Source organism: Actinomadura sp. HBU206391 (genome assembly GCF_014323665.1).
Taxonomy (GTDB): domain Bacteria; phylum Actinomycetota; class Actinomycetes; order Streptosporangiales; family Streptosporangiaceae; genus Actinomadura_C.
Genome location: NZ_JABVEB010000018.1, coordinates 29251 through 50259 on the forward strand (window position 1 = coordinate 29251; position 21009 = coordinate 50259).

Here is a 21009-nt window from a genome sequence, read left to right on the forward strand (position 1 = left end):
CGATTATGGACACTCACCGTGAAAGTGAACAAACTCGCCCCAGTTCCGAGGAGCACGGTTCCATTGGGCACGGTTCTGTAAATCACAGCTCCATGGGCGGTTTCGGCGGCCTGGTCGAGCTGGCCGGGCGGCGGCGCGCCCTGTGGCCGGCCCCGGACGCCGGTCTCCGCCGCCGATTGGACGACGTGCTCGGCATGCCGCCGCTCGGCGAGCATCCCACGGACGTGCGCCGCGAGCGGAGCTGGACCGCGGACGGCCTGGCCGGTGAAGAACTGTCGTGGTCGGTGGGCTTCGGCCCGCGTACGCACGCATGGATCATCAAGCCCGAGGAATCCGCAGGCCCCATGCCGGGCGTCCTCGCGCTGCACTGCCACGCGGGGATGAAGCGCTGGGGCAAGGAGAAGATCGCTGATGGCCCCGATGAGGTGCCTGCCGAGATCCGCGCGCTGCGCAGCGACATCTACGGCGGCCGCGCGTTCGCGAACGATCTCGCCCGCCGAGGCTTCGTGGTGCTGTGCCACGACGCCCTCCTGTGGGGCGCCCGGCGCTTTCCGCTCTCCGCGATGCCGGACCGGGTGCGCCGTCTCTCCGACGACCTACGGGAGCTGGCGGAACGGCGCGGTGAGCCGATCGGGGACGAGCGGCACTACGACATGGCCGCCCACCACCACGAACCGGTGATCGCGAAGTACTGCAATCTGCTGGGCACGTCGATCCTGGGGCTGGTCGCCCGTGAGGACCTGATCGCCCTGCGTCTCCTGGGCGCGCGCCCGGACGTGCTTCCGGGGGCGATCGGCTGCGCCGGGCTGTCCGGCGGCGGCCTGCGCGCCGGGCTGCTGCACGCCCTGTCCGACGACGTGCGCGCCGCCGTGGTGGTGGCGATGCTGTCGAGCTTTCCCGACATGCTCGACGATCACGTCGACAGGCACTCCTGGCTGTCATGGCCGCCGGGGATCGGGACCGTGGCCGACTGGCCGGACGTCCTCGGGCTGCGCGCGCCCTCTCCGCTGCTGGCGATGTTCTGTGCGGCCGATCGGCTGTTCCCGCTCACCGGCATGCGCCGCGCTGACGCCCGGTTGCGCGAGCGGTACGCGGCGGCCGGGCGGCCGGAGGCGTACACCGGCCGGTTCCACTCCGGGGGGCACGCCTTCGACCGGCCGATGCAGGACGAGGCCTTCACCTGGCTCGCCCGAACGCTGTTCACTCCCCGTTCTTTTGGAGCTCCTCCATCTTCTTAATGAACTCGTCCACGTTCTGAGAACCATTCCCATTGCGATCGAGGGTATATATTCGCAGGGTCGGATCGTACCCTGATGGGGTTCCTACGGTCAGTGCGATGTCATGGTCTTCGGCCCATTTCCTTGCCGCCCGGGCACGCTCTTCCGCTTTTGTCCGCTTGTAGTACCAGGCCCAGGTGCCAATGCACTTGGTATTGACGAAGACAAGAGAGCACTCCACGTAGTTGACGCCCAGCTTCGCCACCCGTTGGCCCTGCTGCAGGGGCGTGAGCGGGGGCGGTGCCTTGGGTGATGGGGTGACGGGCAAGGGTGTGGGATCGGCCTTCTGACCCGGTTTCCCGGGTTGGGTCTCCCAGGTCGGTGAGGGCGCTGGGCTGACGCGTGGCGTGAGCTTCGGCCAGGGCTTCTCCGGGAGCTTCCGCTTGGGCTGCTGCGGCTTGCCGGTGGCGCAGTCCTGCTGGCCGACGCGGCAGACGGCGGCCACGATGCCGGCCTCGACGCTGCGTCCGATACCGCTGACGCTGATGGCGCCCGCGATCACCGCCACCAGCAGTACGGCCGCTATATATGAGATCGCGCCTTCGCCGACGTCGCCATTATGGCCCCGCGACTGCCGGCGAACGTATGTGCGCTGCTCAGTTTCCACTTGCCCAAGGTATGCTGCTTCAGGTGCGAGCGCTTGAAGCCGGAGGCCCATCCTGAGCCCAGTTCCTGGACCCAGCGACCGGGTCCGTTCGATGGGTCTAGACGCGGAGTGGCCGGCTTGGAGATTGTGCGGCGGCGTCCCATTGGCGGTTCGCCGAAGCTTAGACGGGCCGCCCGATGGGGGTCCGAATCCCATGCGGTCTAAATGGACCCGAGTTGGTGCATGGGTGCCGCCGAACCGAGAGTCGGCCGATGCTGCGAGGTCATGGACGTGGTGAGCCGTTTCGGCGGAGATCGTCGATTTCGATCGCATGGCCGGTGGTGAAGGACCGGTTGGCGGCCAGGCCGGTGAGCAGCGCGTTCACCCCGTCCGCCGGGGTGGCGATCATGGCGTGGCCGGATGCCGCGGGATCGAAGAGCGCCGCGAGCATCCGGGCGTCACCCCCGCCGTGCCCCTCGTGGGTGTGGTCCACCTCCACGTCCTCCGGTGGAGCCCACAGCGGGCGCAGCCGCAGTGTGGCCGCCCCGGAGTCCGGTGCCTGCGCGACGCCGTGCAGGACCCTGCCCTCGGGGGCCTGGTCCGGCGCCGCCCAGGTCGACTCCTCCACCTCGAGCTCCAGCCGGCCACGGGTGCCGTTGAAGGCGACGCGGTAGCCCTCCCATGGGGAGTACGCGGTCAGGTGGTAGGTCATGGTCGCGCCGGACGCGTAGGTGACCAGCACCGCCATGTCGTCCTCGATCGAGATGCCGTCGCCGAACACGTTACGGTCGCGGACGTAGCCGCTGTCGGCCTCGGCATCGAGGTAGAGCGCGCGCAACTCCGGATCGCCGGCCAGTCGTAGTGCGAAGGGGTCGCCGTCGGCAGCGGTCTCTCCGTGCGCCCGGTCGTAGTCCCGGCGCAGCCCGCTTCGCGCGCCGTTGGCCGACCCGTAGAAGGCGAGCCTGCCGACCCCGTACACCGTGACGGGTACGGTGCCGAGCCACCAGTTGACCAGGTCGAAGTGGTGGCCCGACTTGTGCACCATCAGGCCGCCGCTGCTCGCCCGGTCACGGTGCCACCGGCGGAAGTAGTCGGCGCCGTGCCGCACGTCGAGCAGCCACTCGAAGTGGACGGACAGCACGTCTCCGATCCGTCCCGCCGCGAGCAGGTCGCGGGTCGCGGAGTGCAGCGGGTTGAACCGGTAGTTGAACGCCACGGACAGATCGCCGCCGGTCTCCGACACCGTGTCGAGCACCCGCCGGGCCTGCTCGGCAGTGGTGACCATCGGCTTCTCCGTGACCACCCGGCACCCGGCGCGCAGTGCCGCCACGATGTGGCCCTCGTGCAGGGCGTCGACCGTGCACACGACCGCGGTGTCGACGCGTTCCTCGCGCAGCATCCGGTCGACGTCGCCCGGATGCCAGGTCGCCGCGGCCGGCCGGTCGCACTCCTCGGTGAGGATCCGGTTGTGCACGGCCATCCAGGTCGGGCTGACGTCGCTCAGCGCCACGACGGATGTGCCGTCCCGGGTGCCGAGGGCACGGGTGTACATCCGGGCCCTCGACCCGGTCCCGATGATCGCTACCCGCCGTGGTCGCTGTGCCGACACGCGTACGTCCTCCAGAACCGTCATTTCGAGCCGGGATCTCTGGCCGGGATCTCTGGCCGGGCCGGGCGCCGGCGTCAGCCGCCGGAGCCGGCGAGCGCGATCCGGCCTGGACGGCTGAGACGGTCGGCTCCGGCCGCCGCCCTGACCAGGCGCGGTACGTCCCGAGACCGGTGCACGGCCCTTCGCCGCGTCGGCGTCCAGCCGACGTCGGGGGACAGGTCGGGGTCGTAGGCCGCATTGTAGGCCGCGAGCAGGTCGGTGGATGCGCCGTCGACCCTGTTGTCCGCCGCGTGGATCGCGGTGCCCTTCCAGTACTCGATGACGTCGGCCGGGTCGATGTCGGCGGGCAGCGTGAAGGCGTTGTGCTCGGCCACGATGGCCGACTGGACGCCCACGCCCCAGCTGTAGAGGTAGGGCTCGCCCGAGCTCTCGGCGTAGTGGTTGTTGTAGACGTCCACCTGGCCGAACCGGACACGCGGCGTCCGCTGCCCCATCTTCGTGAACAGATTGTGGTGGAGGGTGACGCGGAGCTTGCGCGTGTCGAGCGTGGAGGAGTCGCTGTGCCCGATCAGCATGACCTTGTCGTGGTCGGTGAACCGGTTCCACGACACCGTCACGAGGTCGGAGCCGTGAGTGATGTCGAGCAGGCCGTCGTGCACCTGGTAGACGCGGCCGAAGTGCGTCGGCTGCTCGCTGTCGGGCATGTCGCCGTCGTTCAGCGTGTTGTGGTCGATCCACACGTGTGTGGCGCCGTACAGCGAGATCGGGTCGTACTCGGCGTTCCACTCGCCGAACTCGCCGTCGTTCGGATCCCAGGCGGGGAAGCAGTCGAAGGCGTTCTGGAACTCGATCCCCCGCACGATGACGTTGTCGACGTCGCGCAGGACAAGGTTGGCGCCCTTGATGCGGGCGCCCTCGAGCCCGACGATCGTGGTGTTGGCGCCGACCGGGATCTCGACCCGCTCCTTCTGCCGCAGCGCCGACGCCTTGCGCGCCTCCTCGAGCGGCCCGGACGGGTCGACCCTGCCCCAGGTGGCCGGGTCGTAGGCGGTGAGGAAGGCCGGCAGGCTGTAGCCGCCGGTCGCGTAGTCGTCGCAGGTCAGCCGCTTGTTCCTGGAGTCGACGTTGCCGTCGATCGTGCCCTTGACATAAACGATCTTCGGGAGGTCGCCGGTCACGGCGGCGGCGAGCTGGTCTCTGGTCCGCACGACGCGCACCTGACCGGGGCGGGCGGTCGAGCCGCCGGTGGTGCCGGTGGAGTAAGAGGCCCAGCCGTCTTTGGCGGCGAGGGTCTGCCGGCCGGGGTCGGGGAGGTGCCGCTGCGGCTGTGCCGAGACGTGGCCGGTCATGCCGGTCAGCGCCGCCGCGGCGCAGACCGCGGACAGGGCGAAGGACGATCGTCTGCGCATGTCTGTTCCTTGGGGTGAGGGGTCCTTCCGGTTCCGGGCTGGGCTCCGTGGCCGCCGGCCGCCGGGAGGCCGGCGGCCACGGAGGCCGGGGTCAGCCGTCCTTGCGCTCCTTGTACTTGCCCTGGGCCTCGTTGAACTTCTGGGCCAGCTGGTCCAGGAACTCCTTGGCCGTCATCTGCTTGAGCAGCACCTTCTGGAAGAGCGGCTCGGCCTCGGCCTTGGTCATCGCGTTGAACTCGGGCAGGTAGTAGGGCAACTGCACGATCTTGGTCTTGGGGTCGTTCATCACCGTGATCGCCGCATCGAGAGTGGGATTCTCCTTGACCCAGCTCTCGGCGGCCGAGTCGGTGTTGGCCGGGATCTGGCCGATGGTCTTGTTGTAGTGCGTCGTCATCTCCTTGCCGGAGACGAACTCGGCGAACTTCCACGCCTCGGTCTTGTGCTTGCCCGCCTTGAAGACGCTGGTCCCGCCGATCGGGTTGGAGATGATGACGCGGGAGCCGTCCGGCTGCGCGGGCACCGTGGTGCCGGCGAACTTCTCCGTGCCGAGCGCCTTCTTGTGGTCGCCGAACGAGCCCAGGTTGTGCTGCATCATGCCGATGTTCCCGCCGTCGAACTGGGCGGTCATCTTGATGTAGTCGTTGTTGACGTCGGCGCTCGGCGTGTCCTTCTTGTAGAGCGCCACGATCTTCTCGAGCGCGGCGACGTTCTTCGGATCGTTGAGAGTCGTCTTGTCCTGGGCGTCGAAGATCATGTTGATCCCGGACTGGGCGTAGATGAACTCCAGCACCTGGGCGATCGATCCCGCGCCGCCACGGATGGTGTAGCCGTACTTGTTGTCCTTGGCGTCGGTCAGCTTGTCCGCCGCCGTGTAGAAGGCCTCCCAGGTGGTGGGGGGCTTCAGACCGGCCGACTTGAACCAGTCGGTGCGGTACCACAGGATGCCCATGTTCGCGGTGTTGGGCAGCTGGTAGAGCTTCCCGTCGGGTCCCGCGGACTTCACCAGGTCGAGGAACGACGCCGAGAGCTTGCCGTTCAGGGCGCTGCCGGCCAACCGGTCGTCGAGCGGCTCAAGGGCGTTCTGCCCGGCCACGTTGGCCAGGTAGGACGTGGACATGCCGCCGACGTCCGGCACCGCGTTCGAGGCGATCGCGGTGTCGTACTTCTGCTGGACCTGTGCGATGGGGATGCCGACGTACTTGACCTTGATCTTGGGGTTCTGTCTCTGGAACTCCTGGATGGTGTGCTGCCAGATGGGGGTGGAGGTGGGACTGGCGTTGGTGTCCCAGAAGCTGATCGTGATGGTGCCGTCGGACGATCCGGAGTCGCCACCGCACGCGCTGAGTGCGAGGCAGGCGCCGACAGTGATCGCCGAGGCTGCCGCGAGCCGGGATCGGAGCCCCGGCAGAAGGCCGCGTCGAGACATCGTCGTTCTCACCTTTCCTGTGGTGACGCGGTGGTGCCGCGTCGGTCTGTGTTGGTCCCCGATGCACAGCTCTGAAGGTCACAGCTCTGAATGTCACTGCTCTGACGGTCATGGGCGCGCCTCTCCGGTCACCCGGAACGCGCCGAAGTCGGCGTGGCCGGCGAGGGCCGTTCCCGCGACGGCGAAGAGGCCGAGCGTGGCGCCGACCCAGCGTCCGGCGGTGGCCGTGACCGGTTCGCCGACCGGTTCAGGGCCGTCGCCGACGTCCGCGGTGAACCGGCACACGGCGCCTGCGGTGATGTGCACCGCGAGATGGGCCGTGGCGCGTCCCGGCGGCAGCGGGCGACGCGCCGCGGCGTCGGTCTCGGGTTCGCCGGCCGGCGCGGTGCGGTGCACCAGGGCGAGTCCGCCGGCGGTGCGCTCCAATCCGATCAAGGCGTACGTCTCGCCGAGCACGGTGAGGCCGGCCCGCGCGCCGGCGACGGTGGAGTCCAGGGTGAGGGCGACCGTGGCGGTGCAGGGCCCGGCGGGCAACCGCTGGCCGAGCACGTTGGGCAGCCGTCGCAGGTCGCCGCCTTGGCCGGCGCCCCGGCAGACCAGCCGCAGGCCGGCGGCCGACAGTGACCACCACGCCGGATCGGGGTTGGCCTGCCAGCTCCACTGCGGCCCGAGCCCGGGCCCGCTGAAATCGTCGTCGACCGCCGGCGCGCACACCGGGCCGGGTCTCGGCACCAGCGGTCTGCGGTGGGCCGGCACCGGTGAGCCGCGGCCGGTGCCGTCGTCGGCGCCCATCACCGGCCACCCGTCCTCGCGCCACCGCATCGGCTGCAGGTGCACCACCCGACCGCATGCGCCCCGGTCCTGGAAGTGCAGGAACCAGTCCTGCCCGGACGGGGTGGTCACCCACGCGCCCTGGTGCGGGCCGTTGGTCTCGGTGTCGCCCTGCGCCAGCACGACGCGGTGCTCGTACGGCCCGAACGGGTCACGGGCGCGGAACACCGACTGCCAGCCGGTTGGGACGCCTCCGGCGGGCGCGAAGATCCAGTACCAGCCGCCATGGCGGTAGAGCTTCGGGCCCTCGAGCGTGCGATAGCCGGGGATCAGATCGGCGTCCACGACGATCGTTCCCGCGTCGAGCAGGCGGGTCGCGTCCGGGCTCATCCGGTGCAGGGTGAGCCGGTTGTTGAATCCGGCACGGCTCTTGGCCCAGGCGTGGACGAGGTAGGCCCGGCCGTCGTCGTCCCACAGCGGACAGGGGTCGATGAGACCCAGACCCGCCTTGAGCCGGTGCGGCCGGCTCCACGGGCCGGCCGGATCGCCCGCGGTCACCACGAACACGCCGTGGTCGGGATCCGGATAGAAGATCCAGAACCGCCCCTCGTGGTGGCGGATGGCCGGGGCCCAGATTCCGCAGCCGTGCCGAGGACGGGCGAACCACGCCACGGGCTCGAGTTCGCCGAGCGCGTGCCCGATGATCGTCCAGTTGACGAGATCGCGGGACCACAGCACCGGCAGGCCGGGGACCCGATGGAAGCTGGAGGCCACCAGGTAGAAGTCCTCGCCCACCCGGATCGCGTCCGGATCGGACCAGTCGGCGTTCAGCACCGGGTTGCGGTAGGTGCCGTCGCCCAGGTCGGCGGTCCAGGGCGCGGCCCGCAGGCTGGATGTCATGGCCCGTCACGCCCCTCGCCCGCCGCGCATGCGTCCCGGCGGAGTGCGGCGATGCGGTCGGAGGGAAGCAGCCCGTCGGCCACGATCGTGATGACGCGACGGCGCACCGAGTCGCCGGGGGCCACGTCCCGGGAGCGCTCCCATGCCAGCGAGGAGCCGACGCCGGGGTACTCGTCCGCCCGGACGAACCACAGGTCCGCGCGGGTCCGCTCGTCACCCGGCACGAACACGAGGGTCCAGCCGCGTGAGCCCGGCGCGGTGCCGCTCATCGCGAGCCAGTCCGCCCGCGTGCCGTGCACCGCGGTCTCGCCCACGGCGTCGGGGGTGAACACCAGGATGCCGGTCGAGGAACCGGGCGCCCGCCAGAAGAAGCCGCCGTAACCCGCCCCCGGCCGCCCATTGGTCGCGGGGCTGCCGATGGCGAGCGGCTCGCCGGTCGCGTTCGTCAGCGCGAACGCGAAGTCGAGCGCCCAATGGTCGCCGACCGGGCGCAGCGAGACGGTCCGCTCCTCGCGCAGGACCTCCCCGCCGTCGGGCCCGGTCCACACCAGTGACTGCCCGAAGGAGTCGGGGGCGAGGGCGGACCAGCCGAGATGCCGCTGCACGCCGTGATCGCCGAGCCAGGTCGGCCCCTGGTCGCGTACGAACGTGCGGCCGCCCCAGAAGTTGCGGCCGCCGACGTCGGGCACGGCCACGGACACCCCGAGATGGTGCAGGTGGTCATCCGGCATCAGCTCGGTGACCTCCGTGCCGCCGAGGGTCCACACCGGATGCAGGTACGGCCGGGGGGCCAGCGTCGCGGCCAGTTCGGGCCGCCACACGTACCGGGCCAGCGGCCGCCCCTCGGGGTCGAGCCGCAGGTCCACCGTGTCGCCCGCCGGCCCGCCGGTCATCGGACCTCCTTCTGCCCGGCCCAGCGGACGCCGAGTTCGGAGTAGAGGGCGAGCCACTCGGCGCTCGCCTCGACCAGTTCCTCGATGCCGTGCACCACATGACCGACCACACCGTCCTCCTCGGTGATGTCCTGGGCGTCCTCGGGGATCGGCCGGGGATCCGGCGCCGTCCGCACCGCTTCGAGCACCCGCATGAACCCGCCGGTCCGCCGCAGCGGCACCAGCAGGTCGGCGTCACCGCGCACATGCGCGATCAGGTTCTCGAGCAGGTCCACGCGCGGATGGGTGTCGACCGTCACCGTTCCGTCGGCGCGCTCAAGTCGGACCTCATCGCGGGTGTAGCACAGCGTGATGCGCCCCGCGTCGCCGTGCACGACGACGTACGGCTCGCTGCGCCGCGGCGCGCACAGGGTGACCGCGACCGTGATCACGGTGCCCTTCGCCGTGCGCAGGCGCAGGCACGAGGTGTCGTCGCTCTCGATCGGGAAGGCGTGGAAGAGCTCGAGCTCGATGTCGCCGACCGCCTGCGGCCCTTCGCTGCCGTCCACGCTCAGCGCCGTGGCGAGCGCGTGCGCGAACGGGTTGGTCAGCGCTCCGTCAACGACGTCGGCCCCGTCGACGCGGCGCTGACCCGCCCACCGCGCCCGGTCGTAGTAGGCGGAGTCGCGCGACCACGACCCGGCCGCGCCGATGCCGCGCACCCGGCCGATCGCACCCTCGTCGATGAGCTCGCGTACGGCCGGCAGCGCACGTGAGCCGAGGCTCTGGAAACCGACCTGGCAGACCCGCCCGGACCCGTCGGCGCCGGCGACGATCCGCTCGTAGTCGGTGTAGGTCGCCGCCGGGGGCTTCTCCAGCAGCACGTGCGAGCCCTCGGCGAGGGCGGCCAGGGTCAGCTCGGTGTGCGTGTGGATGGGGGTCGCGAGGATGGCGATCTCGGCGCCGGTGTCGCGCAGCAGGCCGGGCAGGTCGCTGGACTGCTCGGGCCGGCCCAGCCCGTCGAACGCGTCGTCGCCGACCGGGATCAGGTCGCACACCCCGGCGAGACGCACCAGGCCGCTGTCGGCGAGCCTGCGCAGATTGCGCAGGTGCATGCGGCCGTGGCCGTGCGCGCCCGCGAGGACGACACTCGTAGCCGTCACGCGTCCTCCTCTCCCTCGATGGCCCGATGGCCCGATGGCTCCATGGGCCGGTCAGTGATCGCCGGCCGGCCGGATCTCGGTGGCGGCCAGCCGGGCCGGGTCGAAGCGCAGGCCGAGGCCGTGATGATCGCCCGGCCGGAGCAGCCCGCCCTCGATCCGCACCGGGTACGGCTCGGTGAGCAGCCCGAGCGCGGCGAACGAGGCGTCCTCGACGTCCTCGACCATGGCCGGCAGCGGCAGGCAGCAGGCGAGCTGACCGGAGATGTCGGGCAGCAGGTGCGGGAAGACCGGGACGTCGAACGTACGGGCCAGCTCGGTGATCCGCAGGAATGGGGTGATGCCTCCGACCCGCACCACGTTGGGCTGCACGATGTCGCAGGCGCCCGAGGTCAGCAGGTCGCGGAACTGATAGGAGGTGTAGGTGTTCTCGCCGAGCGCGATGGGGACGTCGACGCTCGCCCGCAGCCGCGCATACGCGGTGACGTCCTCGGCCGGCATCGGCTCCTCGACCCAGTGCAGCCCGTACGGCCGGAGTGCGTCGATCGCCCGCAGGGCGCGCGGCAGGTCCCAGAGCTGGTTGGCGTCGATCATGAGACGCACGTCGGGGCCTATGACGTCGCGCACCGCCGCGATCCGGTCGACGTCCTCGGCCAGCTCGGGCCGCCCCACCTTGACCTTCACCGCGGTGTGGCCCTGCTCCGACCAGCGCCGGGCCTGGGCGATCAGTTCGTCGAGCGAGTAGTGCCGGTTGACCCCGCTGCCGTAGACCTCCACGGTGTCACGGCGCCGGCCGATCGCGTCGACGAGGCCGCCGGTCGCGCGCAGGTCCCACAGCGCCAGGTCGACGGCGGCCAGCGCGATCGTCGTCAGCCCGCCCCGCCCGGCCTCGTGCAGGTGCCACCAGAGCCGGTCGAAGACCACCTCGGGGTGAACGGGCAGGCCGATCGCGGCGTCCCGGATATCGGTTTCGAGCAGTGCGTGCACGGCTCGTCCACCGACCCACGGAGCCCAGGAGAAGCCGGTGCCGGTACGGCCGTCATCGGTGGTCAGCTCGCACACGATCACCTGGATGTGCGACATGTCCGGCCCCCACGGCCGCGTCATCGGCACTCGGTGCACGGTGCTGCGCAGATCGGCGATGGCGCTCATCGGCCACGCTCCCCGCCCACGAGCGACAGCCCGACCTTGATCAGCCGGGACAGCTCCTCGACGTGCTCGGGCGCCGGGTCGACCAGCGGCGGCCGGACCGGGCCGACCTCCAGCCCGCGCAGCCGCACGGCCGCCTTCACCAGCGATACGGCGTAACCCGGCACTTTGCCGCGCAGCTCCACTAGCGGCGCATAGAACTCGGTGATGAGCGCGTGCGCCAGGCCCGGATCGGTGCCGTCGACGGCTGCGCAGAACGCGACGGCCACCTCGGGAACGAAGCAGAAGGCCGCCGAGGAGTAGAGGTCCACGCCGATGCCCCGGTAGGCGGGCACCGTGAGCTCGGCGGTCGGCAGCCCGTTGAAGAAGGTGAAGCCGGCGCCGATCTCCCGGCGAACGGCGGCGACGATGCGCGCCATCCGGTCGATGTCGCCTATGCCGTCCTTGAGCCCCACGACCCCGGGCAGCCGGGCGAGCGCGACGGCGGCCGACGGCTCGAGCACGACGCCTCCGCGCTGGTAGAGGATCACCGGCAGCCCGGCGGCCTCGGCGATGGCCCTGACGTAGGCCCGCAGGCCGTCCGCCGGCCCCTGCGCGAGGTAGGGCGGCATGAGCAGCAACCCGTCCGCGCCGGCCGCCGCGGCCTGCCGGGCCTGTGCCAGTGCCGCGCCGAGCGGCCCGCCCGCCCCCGCGATCACGGGCACCCGGCGGTCGACGGTGTCGACGGCGGTCCGTACGGCCAGCTCGTGCTCCCCGGTCGAGAGCGCCGGGAACTCGCCGGTCCCGCAGGCCACGAACACCCCGCCCGGGCCGTGCGTGAGCCCCGCGTGGATGTGCTCGGCCAGGACGTCCGCGGCCACCTCGCCGCCGGAGTCGAACGGCGTCACGGGAAAGAACAGCACCCCGCTCAGCTCCATGACCGCCCCCTCCCCGCCGTGATCATGCAGTTGTGCACGCGCGGGATGTCGCCGCCGGCCGGGTTTCCGCGAACAAGTGCATGATCACGGCTGGTGGGTGGGGTGGGTGTTCCTCCCTGGTCGCGGTGAGTCGTGATCATGTAGTTGTTCGCGTTCACGGGGTTCTCATCTCCGTCCGCCAGCTGCGTTCGGGCCGCCAGCCCAGCACTTGTTCGGCCTTCGCGATGGAGAAGGCCGGCGTGCTGCCGGTGAGCGCCGCAGCGTGCGGAGCCGTCTCGGGTACGTGGCGTGGCAGCAGGTCCGCGAGGGGTTCGGCGGCCAGGGCGTCGGCCGCGCCGGCGAAGAAGACCTCGCCGTTCGGGTGACCGGGCACGCCGTCGAGCAGCAACCGCACCAGATCGGCGGCGTCCCGCGCGTCGACGTAGTTGAACAGCGACTGGCCGCCCAGGTCCGTACGGTCCAGCCGCTCGCGGATCGTGTGGCCGCTCTGCGTGGGCGCGCCCTCCCACTCCTCCGGCGGTACGACGAAGCACGGGCGAACGGCCGCGAACCGGACCCGGTCGCCGGCGGCGCGCGTGAACATCCGCATCGTGTGCTCCGCCGCGAGCTTGGACAGGCTGTAGGCGTTCCACGGTGCCACCGGATGCTCCTCGTCGATGGGCAGGTACGCCGGGGCCCAGCCGTGCGGCGCCCCGTACCCGATGACGGTGGGGCTGCTCGCGACGACGACGCGCTCCACCCCGCTGTGCACGGACGCCTCGCACACGTTGAACGCGAGTTGGGTGTTCACCCGGTGGGTGAAGCCGTCGGTCCGGCTGAACGGGGTCGCGATCGCCGCCAGGTGCACGACCGCCCGCGGCCGGAACCGCGCCATCGCCTCGTAGGCCTCGCCGAGGTCGGTGAGGTCGGCGGGCAGTACGGCGGCGGCGTGGTCGCGGGGAGTTCCGGGTGCCGGGTCGACGCCGATGACCTCGTGACCGGCCGTGGCCAGTGCCGTCACCACGCTGCGACCGAATCGGCCGGAACTGCCCGTGACGAGGACGCGCGAGCCCGGCGGCAGGGGGGTGACGTTCGCCGGGCCGGTGGAAGGGCCGGGACGGGAACCGGTGGAGGGGCCGGGACGGGAGCCGGAGGAGGAGCCGCTCAACCTTTCACCGCCCCGGCGCTGAGACCCTGCACGAGGTAGCGCTGGATCACGGCGAAGACGAGCACGACGGGCAGGGCGGCGACCACGCCACCGGCGGCGAGCGAGCCGAAGTCGGCGCCGAACTCACCGATGGTGTAGTTCAGACCGACCGGCACGGTGTACTTCTCCTGCGCGCTGACGAACATCAGCGCGAACAGGAAGTTGTTCCAGCTGTGGATGAACGCGAACGAGCCGACCGCGACCAGGCCGGGGCGCAGCAGCGGCAGGACGACGACGAAGAACCCGCGCAGCCGGGAGCAGCCGTCCACCCACGCCGCCTCCTCCAGTTCCACCGGGACGTTCTTGACGAACCCGCTGATGAGGATGAGCGAGAGCGGCAGTTGGAAGACCGTCTCGGCGACGACCAGGCTCCACAGGCTGTTGACGAGGTGCAGATGCCGGAAGATCTCGAACAGCGGGATCAGCATCATGGCGCCCGGGATGAACTGCGTGCAGAGCATGGCGATCATGAAGAGCTGCTTGCCCCGGAACCGGTAGCGCGCGAGCGCGTACCCGCCGGCCAGGGCGACGACGGTGGTCGTGACCAGGGCGGTCAGGCCCACCTTGACGCTGTTCTCGAAGTAGACGCGGAAGCCGACGCCGTTCCAGACCGTGTCGAAGTGCTGGAGGGTGAGCGGCCAGGGCAGGAAGCCGGTCCGGCCGGACGGCCGGAAGGCGTAGAGCAGCATCCAGTAGAACGGGACCAGGGTGAACGCGAGGTAGAGCCCCAGCGGGACATAGATCTCCCACCGGCGGGCTCCGCTCGGCCGGCCGCGCTCGGTGGCCTTGAGCGGGGCCTTCGGCCCGCCCGGCGGTTCGGCGGTGACCGGGGGCTCCGGCGTCCGGTCGGTCACGGCGGTCGTACGGCGGGTCACGCCCGCTCACCTCCGAACTTGCTCAGCCGCAGATAGAGGATCGAGAAGAAGAGCAGGATGACGAAGCCGACGGTGGTGAGCGCCGACCCGTACCCGAACTCGTGGGCGGTCACCGCCTTCTGCGCGACGTAGAGCGGCAGCGTCGTCGTCTGGTGCGCGGGGCCGCCGCCGGTCAGCGTGAACAGCAGGTCGACGTTGTTGAACTCCCACACCGCCCGAAGCAGCGTGGCCAGCACGATCGCGTCGCGCAGGTGCGGCAGGGTGATGTGCCGGAACCGCTGGAGACGGGTGGCTCCGTCCACGGAGGCCGCCTCGTAGAGATCCTTGGAGATGCTCTGCAGATCGGCGAGCAGCAGGATCGCGAAGAACGGGACGCCGCGCCACAGTTCGGTGAGCACGACGGCGGGGAAGACCGTGCCGGGGCTCGCGAGCGGTGAGGAGCCGTGCTCGGCCAGCCCCAGTTCGGCGAGGTACGGGGTGAAGCCGGTCGTCGGGTTGTAGAGCAGGATCCAGATGCTGGTGGTGAGCACTCCCGAGACCGCCCACGGCGAGAACACCATCGCCCGCGACACCGCGCGGCCGACGAACGTCTCGTTGACGATCAGGGCCAGCGCCAACCCGAAGATCAGTTGCAGGCCGACGGTCGCGGCGACCCATTTCACGCTGAACCACAGGCTCTGCCAGAACAACTCGTCGTGGAACAGCAGTTCGCGGAAGTTCTCCAGGCCGGCGAAGCCGTTGTCCCAGGGCTGCGTGACGTTGTAGTGCTGCAGGCTGTAGTAGATGACCGTGGCCATCGGGTACACCAGGAAGCCCAGCATCAGGAGCACCGAGGGTGCGATGAGGGCATAGGGCGTCCGAGGCGCACGACCGGACCGGCGCCGTCCGCGCCGTGCCGGGCTCGCCTGGGCAGTTGCCACGAGCGCGACTCCTTACTGCCGTGTCGTGTGTCGTATCGGTGATCCGGTTACTGGAAAGCGCTTACTTAGATTCGCGTGCGCCGGTGTCGTCGTAGCGGTCAGGGTGAGGGTGCCGGGGAGTCGGGTCTGCGGCCGGGGCGGTCGCTGTGTGGTGAGCATCACGGCAACCGATTGCAAGAAACACTTGCGACATCTCGCCGAAACGTCAAGGGGTGTATCTGATTGAGATGGAAGAGCGCTCGAAAATCGCGGTGCGGCAGGCGTTCGAGCGCGCCCGTCGGCTCCGTGCGAAGTCGATCTCCCGTTGACTCGGGCGGCAACCGTTTGTATTAATGAGCCGTCCGCTGCCCACGGAAGGAGCACGGTGGCAGTAACGATCCGGGATGTCGCACGGGCCTGTGGCGTGCACGTCTCGACGGTGTCGCGCACGTTCTCGGCGCCGCACCTGGTGAACCCGGAGACCCGCGCCCGGGTGCTGGCGGTGGCGGACGAGCTCGGCTACCGGCCCAATCGCGCCGCCAGGGCGCTCACCACGGGCCGTACGCACAACATCGGCCTGATCGTCGCCGACATCGCCAACCCGTTCTTCCCGCCGCTCATCAAGGCGGCCCAGGCGCACGCGAGACAGCGCGACTACCACGTCTTCGTGGCCGACACCGACGAGGACCCGCGGGTGGAGGAGGAGCTCATCCAGACCTTCACCAAGCAGGTCGACGGGGTGCTGCTCTGCAGCCCGCGGCTGTCCAACCGGGCCATCGACCGGCTGCGCAAGGACGTACCGTTCGTCGTCGTCAACCGCCGGGTGAAGGGACTGCCCGCCGTGCTGATGGACGTCGGCCACGGCGCCAGGCTCGCGGTCGAGCACCTGACGGCGCTGGGCCATCGGCGGCTCGCCCTGCTCGTCGGCCCGGAAGGGTCGTGGACGAGTCATGAGATCAGCGACGCGGCCGCCCTCGCGGCCCGGGCGCAGGGCGCCGAACTCGTGGTGCTCGGGCCGAACTCGCCCACCGAGCACGGCGGTCAGATCGCCGCTCCCGAGGTGCTGAGCGCGGGCGTCACCGCCGTGCTCGCCTACAACGACCTGGTGGCGATCGGCCTCATCGAGGGGCTGGCCGATCTCGGCGTCGAGGTGCCCGGCGCCATCAGCGTCGTCGGCATCGACGACATCATGCCCGCCCGGCTGGGCCGGCCGAAGCTCACCACGGTCGCCATGCCGACCGTCGCGGCGGGGCGCAGCGCCGTCGATATGCTGTTGCAGCTCGTCGGCTCCTCCGAGCCCGGCGGCGCGGCGCAGACCACTCTCGAGACCACGCTCATCGTTCGCGACTCGACCGCCGCGCGGCCGAGTCCGGCGCCTCCGCCGACCTCGAGGCTGACCAGGGAGGCATCATGACCGACGGCACCGCAGACGACACCACGGGAAGCACGGGAAGCACGGTGGAGCGGCTCGGGGTCACCCCGGACGGCACGCCGGTGGCGCGGTACACGCTGGACAACGGCCGCGGTCTGCGCGCGCGGGTGCTGACCTACGGCTGCGCCGTGCAGACGATCGAGGTGCCGGATCGCGACGGGCGGCCGGCCAACGTCGTCCTCGGCTGCGCCTCGCTCGACGACTATCTCACCAGGAGCCGGTACTTCGGGGCGGTCGTCGGGCGGTACGGCAACCGGATCGCGGGCGGCCGCTTCGAGCTCGACGGCGAGGAGTTCCGGCTGGCCCGCAACAACGGGCCCAACAGCCTGCACGGCGGTGAACGCGGCTTCGACAAGCGGGTGTGGGACGTCCTCGACGCCGGTGAGCGCCGGCTGAGCCTGGGGTACCTGAGCGCCGACGGCGAGGAGGGCTATCCCGGCGCCCTCCAGGTCTCCGTGACCTACACCGTCACGGATGACGACGCGCTGCGCATCGACTACCGGGCGACCACGGACCGGCCGACGGTGCTCAACCTCACCAACCACTCGTACTTCAACCTCGCCGGCGAGGGTTCCGGCGAGATCTACGACCACCGGGTCACGATCAACGCCGGTCGCTACACGCCGGTCGACCAGGGCCAGATCCCGACCGGTGAACTCGCGCCGGTCGAGGGCACCCCCTTCGACTTCACCCGAGGGTGCGCGGTGGGCGAGCGGATCGGCGAGAAGCATCCGCAGTTGCTCATCGGCAAGGGCTACGACCACAACTACGTGCTGGACAAGTCCGCGCCCGGTGCGCTCGAGCCGGCCGCCCTGGTCGAAGAGCCGAAGTCGGGGCGGGTCATGGAGGTGCTGACCACCGAGCCGGGCGTGCAGTTCTACTCGGGCAACGTCCTGGACGGCAGCGTCGCGGGCATCAGCGGGCGCGCCTACGGCAAGGGCTCGGGACTCTGTATGGAGACCCAGCATTTCCCCGACTCGCCGAACCACCCGGACTTCCCCTCGACGGTCCTGCGACCGGGCGAGGAGCACGCCTCCACGACCGTCTTCCGCTTCGGGAGCCGCTGACAGAGAGCCGCTGTGGTGCGTCGGCGGTGAGACGCCGGCGGACGGCGCTCAGCCGCCGCGCTGGAGTTCTCCGACCAGCTTGACGAACTCCTTCGCCACCGTGGCGTCGGGCGCCTCTGTGTCGAGGTAGATGGCTCTCTTCTTGCGGTCGTACCGCACCGGCTCGCGCTCACCGCGGCCGATCGGCAGCCCGATGATCAAGATCTCTTTGTCATTGACCCAGTCCACGGCTTCAAGACCGCCCGGATGTCTCCAGATGGCGATTATCAGGGCCGCTCGGGCCCAGTCGCACTGGAAACTGACCCGGCATCGCGCATCGTCGAGATCTCGCAACATCCTGTCACGCAGACCAGGTTCGGGGCCCAGGTCGGCCGAGGGCGTCGATTTTCCGGGGTCGGGGCCGGCGGCGGCCGTGGGCGAAGCCGGGGGCGGAGAAGGGGTGGGACTCGTCCGCGGTTTCTCCGCCTGGTTCTTGTTCGTGTTCGAGGCCGGGGCGGCGCATTCCTCGCCGGCGACCCGGCAGATCGCCGCTTGGGCCGACGACACGATCTCGCCGCCGATTCCACTGGTGACGAACGCCAGTGTCATCGCGCCGACCAGCAAGACGATGCCGAGATAAGAGACCGACCCTTCGCCGCGGTCGCGACGACGAAGGTGGAGCCGGGAGCACGGATCCCGCTTTTCCGGGGCTGTCTCCCGGGTGATCCTCATTCGCCTAGCGTAGGAATCCGGACGCACGGCGAGCGTGGGCCCAGGGGCCTCAAGCCGAACCCTGATCAGGCCCAGCCCCCGCGTGGGTCCGGCCGGCGATTCACATCGGCGCGCCGGACGCGGAGGGGATCAGGGCCAGAGGCGGGCGGGGTCGGCGATGACGCGTTCGATGACGAGCCCGGCGGCGCCCTGCACCGCGGCGTCACCGGCCAGCCGCGACACCACCACCGACGGGGTCCGGCCGCGGGTCACGGCGGTCGCGGCGGCGAGCGCCTCTTGTACGGCGGGTCGCGCCCACGGAGCCAGCGGGGAGAAGATCCCGCCGAGGACGACCGAGTCCGGGTCGAGGAGGTTCACCGCCGCCGACAGCGCCGAGCCGAGCGCGTGTCCGGCTCGCCCGACCGCCGCGACCGCCCGGTCGTCGCCGGATCGCAGCGACTCCAGCAGCGCGGCCATGGGGCCGTCGGGATCGGCGGCGACGGTCGTCGGCACGGGCGTCCGCGCGTCGGTCAGCCCGGCGGCGCGCAGCACGGCCTCCTGCCCGGCGATCTGCTCCAGGCAGCCCCGGCCGCCGCACGTACAGGGCGGGCCGCCGGGCTCGACCACGATGTGGCCGAGCTCGCCGGCGAAGCCGTGGGCGCCGCGGAAGACCCGGCCGGACACGACGATGCCCGCGCCGATGCCGACCTCGCCGGACACGTGCACGAAGTCGCCGAGTTCGCGGCCGGCGCCGAACCAGAGTTCGCCGAGGGCACCCAGGTTGGCCTCGTTGTCCTGGTCGGGGGGCAGCCGCAGCGCAGGCAGCCCGGCCTCCAACAGCGCCCTGGTCGGCACCTCGGACCAGCCGAGATTGGGCGCCGTGCGCAGCCAGCCGCTGCGGCGGTCGAGGACGCCGGGCAGGGCCACGACCGCTCCCGCGACGGTCAGCCCCTGCTCGGCGGCCGAACCGATGGCCTGGCCGGCCAGTCGCGCGAGGGCCTCGATGACCTTTTCGGGCGACCGGCCCCGGTTGTCGGTCGCGATCAGGTGCCGGTGCCGCACCCGGCGGCCGAGATCGAGGACACAGGCGGCCAGGTAGTCGACGTTGACCTCGAGCCCCAGGCCGGCGACGCCGTCGCCGTTGACCGAGACGGCGACGCCGGGGCGGCCGCGTTCGCCCTCGCGCACGAGACCGCCGTCCTGCACGAGCCCGCCGTCGGCCAGCACCGCGACGAGATTGGAGACGGTCGTCTTGGTGAGCCCGGTGAGGTCGGCGAGCCTGGCTCGGGTGACAGGCTGGTGCCGTACGACCTCGCCGAGCACGACGGCGAGGTTGTTCTCCCGCATGGTGCCGTGCCTTACGGGGCCGCCGTTGAACGTGTCGTTGAACGTGTTGTCGGACTGGCCGTCGAACCCGCCCTCGGACGGGGCGCGGCGCCTCGCCCCGTTTCCCGCACCGCTATTGAGCATGTCTCAAGACTAATCAATGGGCCCCGGCATCTTGACGATCCCGGGCCTGTGAGACTTTATTAGTCCATACAGTTGACGAATGATCCGAGTTTGATCTGTGGAGGACCCATGGCCTACGACCCCACCCCGGCCGACCGCTTCACCTTCGGACTGTGGACGGTCGGCTGGCAGGCCCGTGACCCCTTCGGTGACGCCACCCGGGCCCCGCTCGACCCCGTCGAAGCCGTCCACCGGCTTGCCGAGCTGGGGGCGTACGGCGTCACCTTCCATGACGACGACCTGCTCGCCGTCGAGCCGGACCGCGACAAGGCGATCGCCGCCTTCCGCAAGGCGCTCGACGCGACCGGCCTGGTCGTCCCGATGGCGACCACGAACCTGTTCACCCACCCGGTGTTCAAGGACGGCGGCTTCACCTCCAACGACCGGGACATCCGCCGCTACGCGATCCGCAAGGTCATCCGCAATCTCGACCTCGCGGCGGAGCTGGGCGCCAAGACGTACGTCTTCTGGGGCGGCCGCGAGGGCGCCGAGATCGATGCCGGCAAGGACGTACGGGTCGCCCTCGACCGCTTCAAGGAGGGTATGGACCTGCTGTGCCAGTACGTCATCGACAAGGGCTACGACATCCGGTTCGCGCTCGAGCCCAAGCCGAACGAGCCCCGCGGTGACATCCTGCTGCCCACCATCGGCCACGCGCTCGCGTTCATCTCCATGCTGGAGCACGAGGAGATGGTGGGGCTCAACCCCGAGGTCGGCCACGAGCAGATGGCCGGGATGAACTATGTGCACGGAGTCGCCCAGGCGCTCTGGCAGGGCAAGCTCTTCCATCTCGACCTCAACGGCCAGCACGGCCCGAAGTACGACCAGGACCTGGTGTTCGGCACCGGCGACGTGAAGAGCGCGTTCTTCCTGGTCGACCTGCTGGAGCAGGGTGGGTACGAGGGCCCGCGGCACTTCGACTACAAGCCGATGCGCACCGAGGACGCCGAGGACGTGTGGACGTCGGCGGCCGCCAACATGCGCAACTACCTGATTCTCAAGGAGCGCGCCCTGGCGTTCCGCGCCGACCCCGAGGTGCAGGAGGCGCTGCGGGCCTCGCGCGTCGACGAGCTCGCCGTTCCCACGCTGGCGCCCGGTGAGACCTACGAGTCGCTGGCCGGTGATGACTTCGACCTCGACGCCGCAGCGGCGCGCGGTTACCACTTCACCCACCTGGACCAGCTCGCCATGGAACATCTGCTCGGAGCCCGCTGACCGGCTCGACGCCATTGAGAACCGGGCCTCGCCGCCGAGCGAGGCCCATCGGGGCGCGGC

18 protein-coding genes are annotated in these 21009 nt (G+C 70.6%); 4 read left to right on the top strand and 14 right to left on the bottom strand.

Annotation, left to right across the window (positions count from 1 at the left end; all coding sequences use genetic code 11):
* Nucleotides 1-92 precede the first annotated feature (92 nt).
* Entirely contained in the window at nucleotides 93-1238 is a 1146-nt protein-coding gene (locus HKK72_RS09925) for an acetylesterase (RefSeq protein WP_187233992.1), read from the top strand.
* Here the strand turns inward: HKK72_RS09925 and HKK72_RS09930 are convergent.
* The 12 genes from HKK72_RS09930 to HKK72_RS09985 all read right to left on the bottom strand — a co-directional run bounded on the left by HKK72_RS09930 (nucleotide 1201) and on the right by HKK72_RS09985 (nucleotide 15057).
* Nucleotides 1201-1884, bottom strand: a complete 684-nt coding sequence (locus HKK72_RS09930) for a hypothetical protein (protein ID WP_187233993.1) — start codon at nucleotides 1882-1884, stop codon at nucleotides 1201-1203. The two genes, HKK72_RS09925 and HKK72_RS09930, sit on opposite strands and share 38 nt — an antisense overlap.
* Before the next feature lie 262 nt (nucleotides 1885-2146).
* Nucleotides 2147-3496 carry a Gfo/Idh/MocA family protein gene (locus tag HKK72_RS09935; RefSeq protein ID WP_187233994.1) on the bottom strand — a complete coding sequence of 450 codons (1350 nt, stop codon included), beginning with the start codon at nucleotides 3494-3496 and terminating at the stop codon, nucleotides 2147-2149.
* 50 nt (nucleotides 3497-3546) lie between these two features.
* The gene (locus HKK72_RS09940; protein WP_187233995.1) at nucleotides 3547-4881 is read right to left on the bottom strand and encodes a polysaccharide lyase family 1 protein; all 1335 of its coding nucleotides are present in this window, start codon (nucleotides 4879-4881) and stop codon (nucleotides 3547-3549) included.
* Between the two features lie 91 nt (nucleotides 4882-4972).
* Nucleotides 4973-6307, bottom strand: a complete 1335-nt coding sequence (locus HKK72_RS09945) for an ABC transporter substrate-binding protein (protein WP_187233996.1) — start codon at nucleotides 6305-6307, stop codon at nucleotides 4973-4975.
* A 108-nt stretch (nucleotides 6308-6415) separates the two neighbouring features.
* Entirely contained in the window at nucleotides 6416-7978 is a 1563-nt protein-coding gene (locus HKK72_RS09950; protein ID WP_187233997.1) for a glycoside hydrolase 43 family protein, read from the bottom strand.
* Entirely contained in the window at nucleotides 7975-8871 is an 897-nt protein-coding gene (locus HKK72_RS09955; protein WP_187233998.1) for a PmoA family protein, read from the bottom strand. The genes HKK72_RS09950 and HKK72_RS09955 overlap by 4 nt, the downstream gene beginning before the upstream one ends.
* Complete coding sequence (locus HKK72_RS09960; protein WP_187233999.1) at nucleotides 8868-10013, bottom strand: Gfo/Idh/MocA family protein; 1146 nt, start codon at nucleotides 10011-10013, stop codon at nucleotides 8868-8870. The genes HKK72_RS09955 and HKK72_RS09960 overlap by 4 nt, the downstream gene beginning before the upstream one ends.
* A gap of 51 nt (nucleotides 10014-10064) precedes the next feature.
* Nucleotides 10065-11162, bottom strand: coding sequence for a mandelate racemase/muconate lactonizing enzyme family protein (locus HKK72_RS09965; protein ID WP_187234000.1), 1098 nt, complete (start codon nucleotides 11160-11162; stop codon nucleotides 10065-10067).
* Nucleotides 11159-12076: a 5-dehydro-4-deoxyglucarate dehydratase gene (locus HKK72_RS09970; RefSeq protein ID WP_187234001.1), complete on the bottom strand. Its 918-nt coding sequence runs from the start codon at nucleotides 12074-12076 to the stop codon at nucleotides 11159-11161. Before HKK72_RS09970 ends, HKK72_RS09965 begins: the two co-directional genes overlap by 4 nt.
* Nucleotides 12077-12230: 154 nt before the next feature.
* On the bottom strand, nucleotides 12231-13223 hold the full coding sequence (locus tag HKK72_RS09975; protein WP_315987169.1) for an NAD(P)-dependent oxidoreductase: 993 nt from the start codon (nucleotides 13221-13223) through the stop codon (nucleotides 12231-12233).
* Nucleotides 13220-14137 carry a carbohydrate ABC transporter permease gene (locus HKK72_RS09980; RefSeq protein WP_315987170.1) on the bottom strand — a complete coding sequence of 306 codons (918 nt, stop codon included), beginning with the start codon at nucleotides 14135-14137 and terminating at the stop codon, nucleotides 13220-13222. The genes HKK72_RS09975 and HKK72_RS09980 overlap by 4 nt, the downstream gene beginning before the upstream one ends.
* A complete protein-coding gene (locus HKK72_RS09985) occupies nucleotides 14134-15057 on the bottom strand; it encodes a sugar ABC transporter permease (protein WP_315987171.1) in 924 nt (307 codons plus the stop codon). Before HKK72_RS09985 ends, HKK72_RS09980 begins: the two co-directional genes overlap by 4 nt.
* A gap of 364 nt (nucleotides 15058-15421) precedes the next feature.
* Here HKK72_RS09985 and HKK72_RS09990 point away from each other — a divergent pair, with 364 nt between their 5' ends.
* Both HKK72_RS09990 and HKK72_RS09995 read left to right on the top strand, forming a co-directional pair.
* Nucleotides 15422-16450 carry a LacI family DNA-binding transcriptional regulator gene (locus tag HKK72_RS09990; RefSeq protein ID WP_187234002.1) on the top strand — a complete coding sequence of 343 codons (1029 nt, stop codon included), beginning with the start codon at nucleotides 15422-15424 and terminating at the stop codon, nucleotides 16448-16450.
* A complete protein-coding gene (locus HKK72_RS09995) occupies nucleotides 16447-17535 on the top strand; it encodes an aldose epimerase family protein (protein WP_187234003.1) in 1089 nt (362 codons plus the stop codon). Before HKK72_RS09990 ends, HKK72_RS09995 begins: the two co-directional genes overlap by 4 nt.
* 48 nt (nucleotides 17536-17583) lie before the next feature.
* Here HKK72_RS09995 and HKK72_RS10000 read toward each other — a convergent pair whose 3' ends face one another.
* A complete protein-coding gene (locus HKK72_RS10000) occupies nucleotides 17584-18246 on the bottom strand; it encodes a hypothetical protein (protein WP_187234004.1) in 663 nt (220 codons plus the stop codon).
* Between the two features lie 129 nt (nucleotides 18247-18375).
* Nucleotides 18376-19695 carry an ROK family transcriptional regulator gene (locus HKK72_RS10005; protein ID WP_261986695.1) on the bottom strand — a complete coding sequence of 440 codons (1320 nt, stop codon included), beginning with the start codon at nucleotides 19693-19695 and terminating at the stop codon, nucleotides 18376-18378.
* Between the two features lie 108 nt (nucleotides 19696-19803).
* Here HKK72_RS10005 and xylA point away from each other — a divergent pair, with 108 nt between their 5' ends.
* Nucleotides 19804-20949, top strand: coding sequence for a xylose isomerase (gene xylA / locus HKK72_RS10010; RefSeq protein WP_187234005.1), 1146 nt, complete (start codon nucleotides 19804-19806; stop codon nucleotides 20947-20949).
* Nucleotides 20950-21009: the final 60 nt, after the last annotated feature.

Coding starts and splice junctions, on each gene's coding strand:
- HKK72_RS09940 (WP_187233995.1), bottom strand. CDS start 4,881: ATGCGCAGACGATCGTCCTTCGCCCTGTCCGCGGTCTGCGCCGCGGCG.
- HKK72_RS09945 (WP_187233996.1), bottom strand. CDS start 6,307: ATGTCTCGACGCGGCCTTCTGCCGGGGCTCCGATCCCGGCTCGCGGCA.
- HKK72_RS09925 (WP_187233992.1), top strand. CDS start 93: ATGGGCGGTTTCGGCGGCCTGGTCGAGCTGGCCGGGCGGCGGCGCGCC.
- HKK72_RS09935 (WP_187233994.1), bottom strand. CDS start 3,496: ATGACGGTTCTGGAGGACGTACGCGTGTCGGCACAGCGACCACGGCGG.
- HKK72_RS09995 (WP_187234003.1), top strand. CDS start 16,447: ATGACCGACGGCACCGCAGACGACACCACGGGAAGCACGGGAAGCACG.
- HKK72_RS09965 (WP_187234000.1), bottom strand. CDS start 11,162: ATGAGCGCCATCGCCGATCTGCGCAGCACCGTGCACCGAGTGCCGATG.
- HKK72_RS10000 (WP_187234004.1), bottom strand. CDS start 18,246: ATGAGGATCACCCGGGAGACAGCCCCGGAAAAGCGGGATCCGTGCTCC.
- xylA (WP_187234005.1), top strand. CDS start 19,804: ATGGCCTACGACCCCACCCCGGCCGACCGCTTCACCTTCGGACTGTGG.
- HKK72_RS09970 (WP_187234001.1), bottom strand. CDS start 12,076: ATGGAGCTGAGCGGGGTGCTGTTCTTTCCCGTGACGCCGTTCGACTCC.
- HKK72_RS10005 (WP_261986695.1), bottom strand. CDS start 19,695: ATGCTCAATAGCGGTGCGGGAAACGGGGCGAGGCGCCGCGCCCCGTCC.
- HKK72_RS09955 (WP_187233998.1), bottom strand. CDS start 8,871: ATGACCGGCGGGCCGGCGGGCGACACGGTGGACCTGCGGCTCGACCCC.
- HKK72_RS09950 (WP_187233997.1), bottom strand. CDS start 7,978: ATGACATCCAGCCTGCGGGCCGCGCCCTGGACCGCCGACCTGGGCGAC.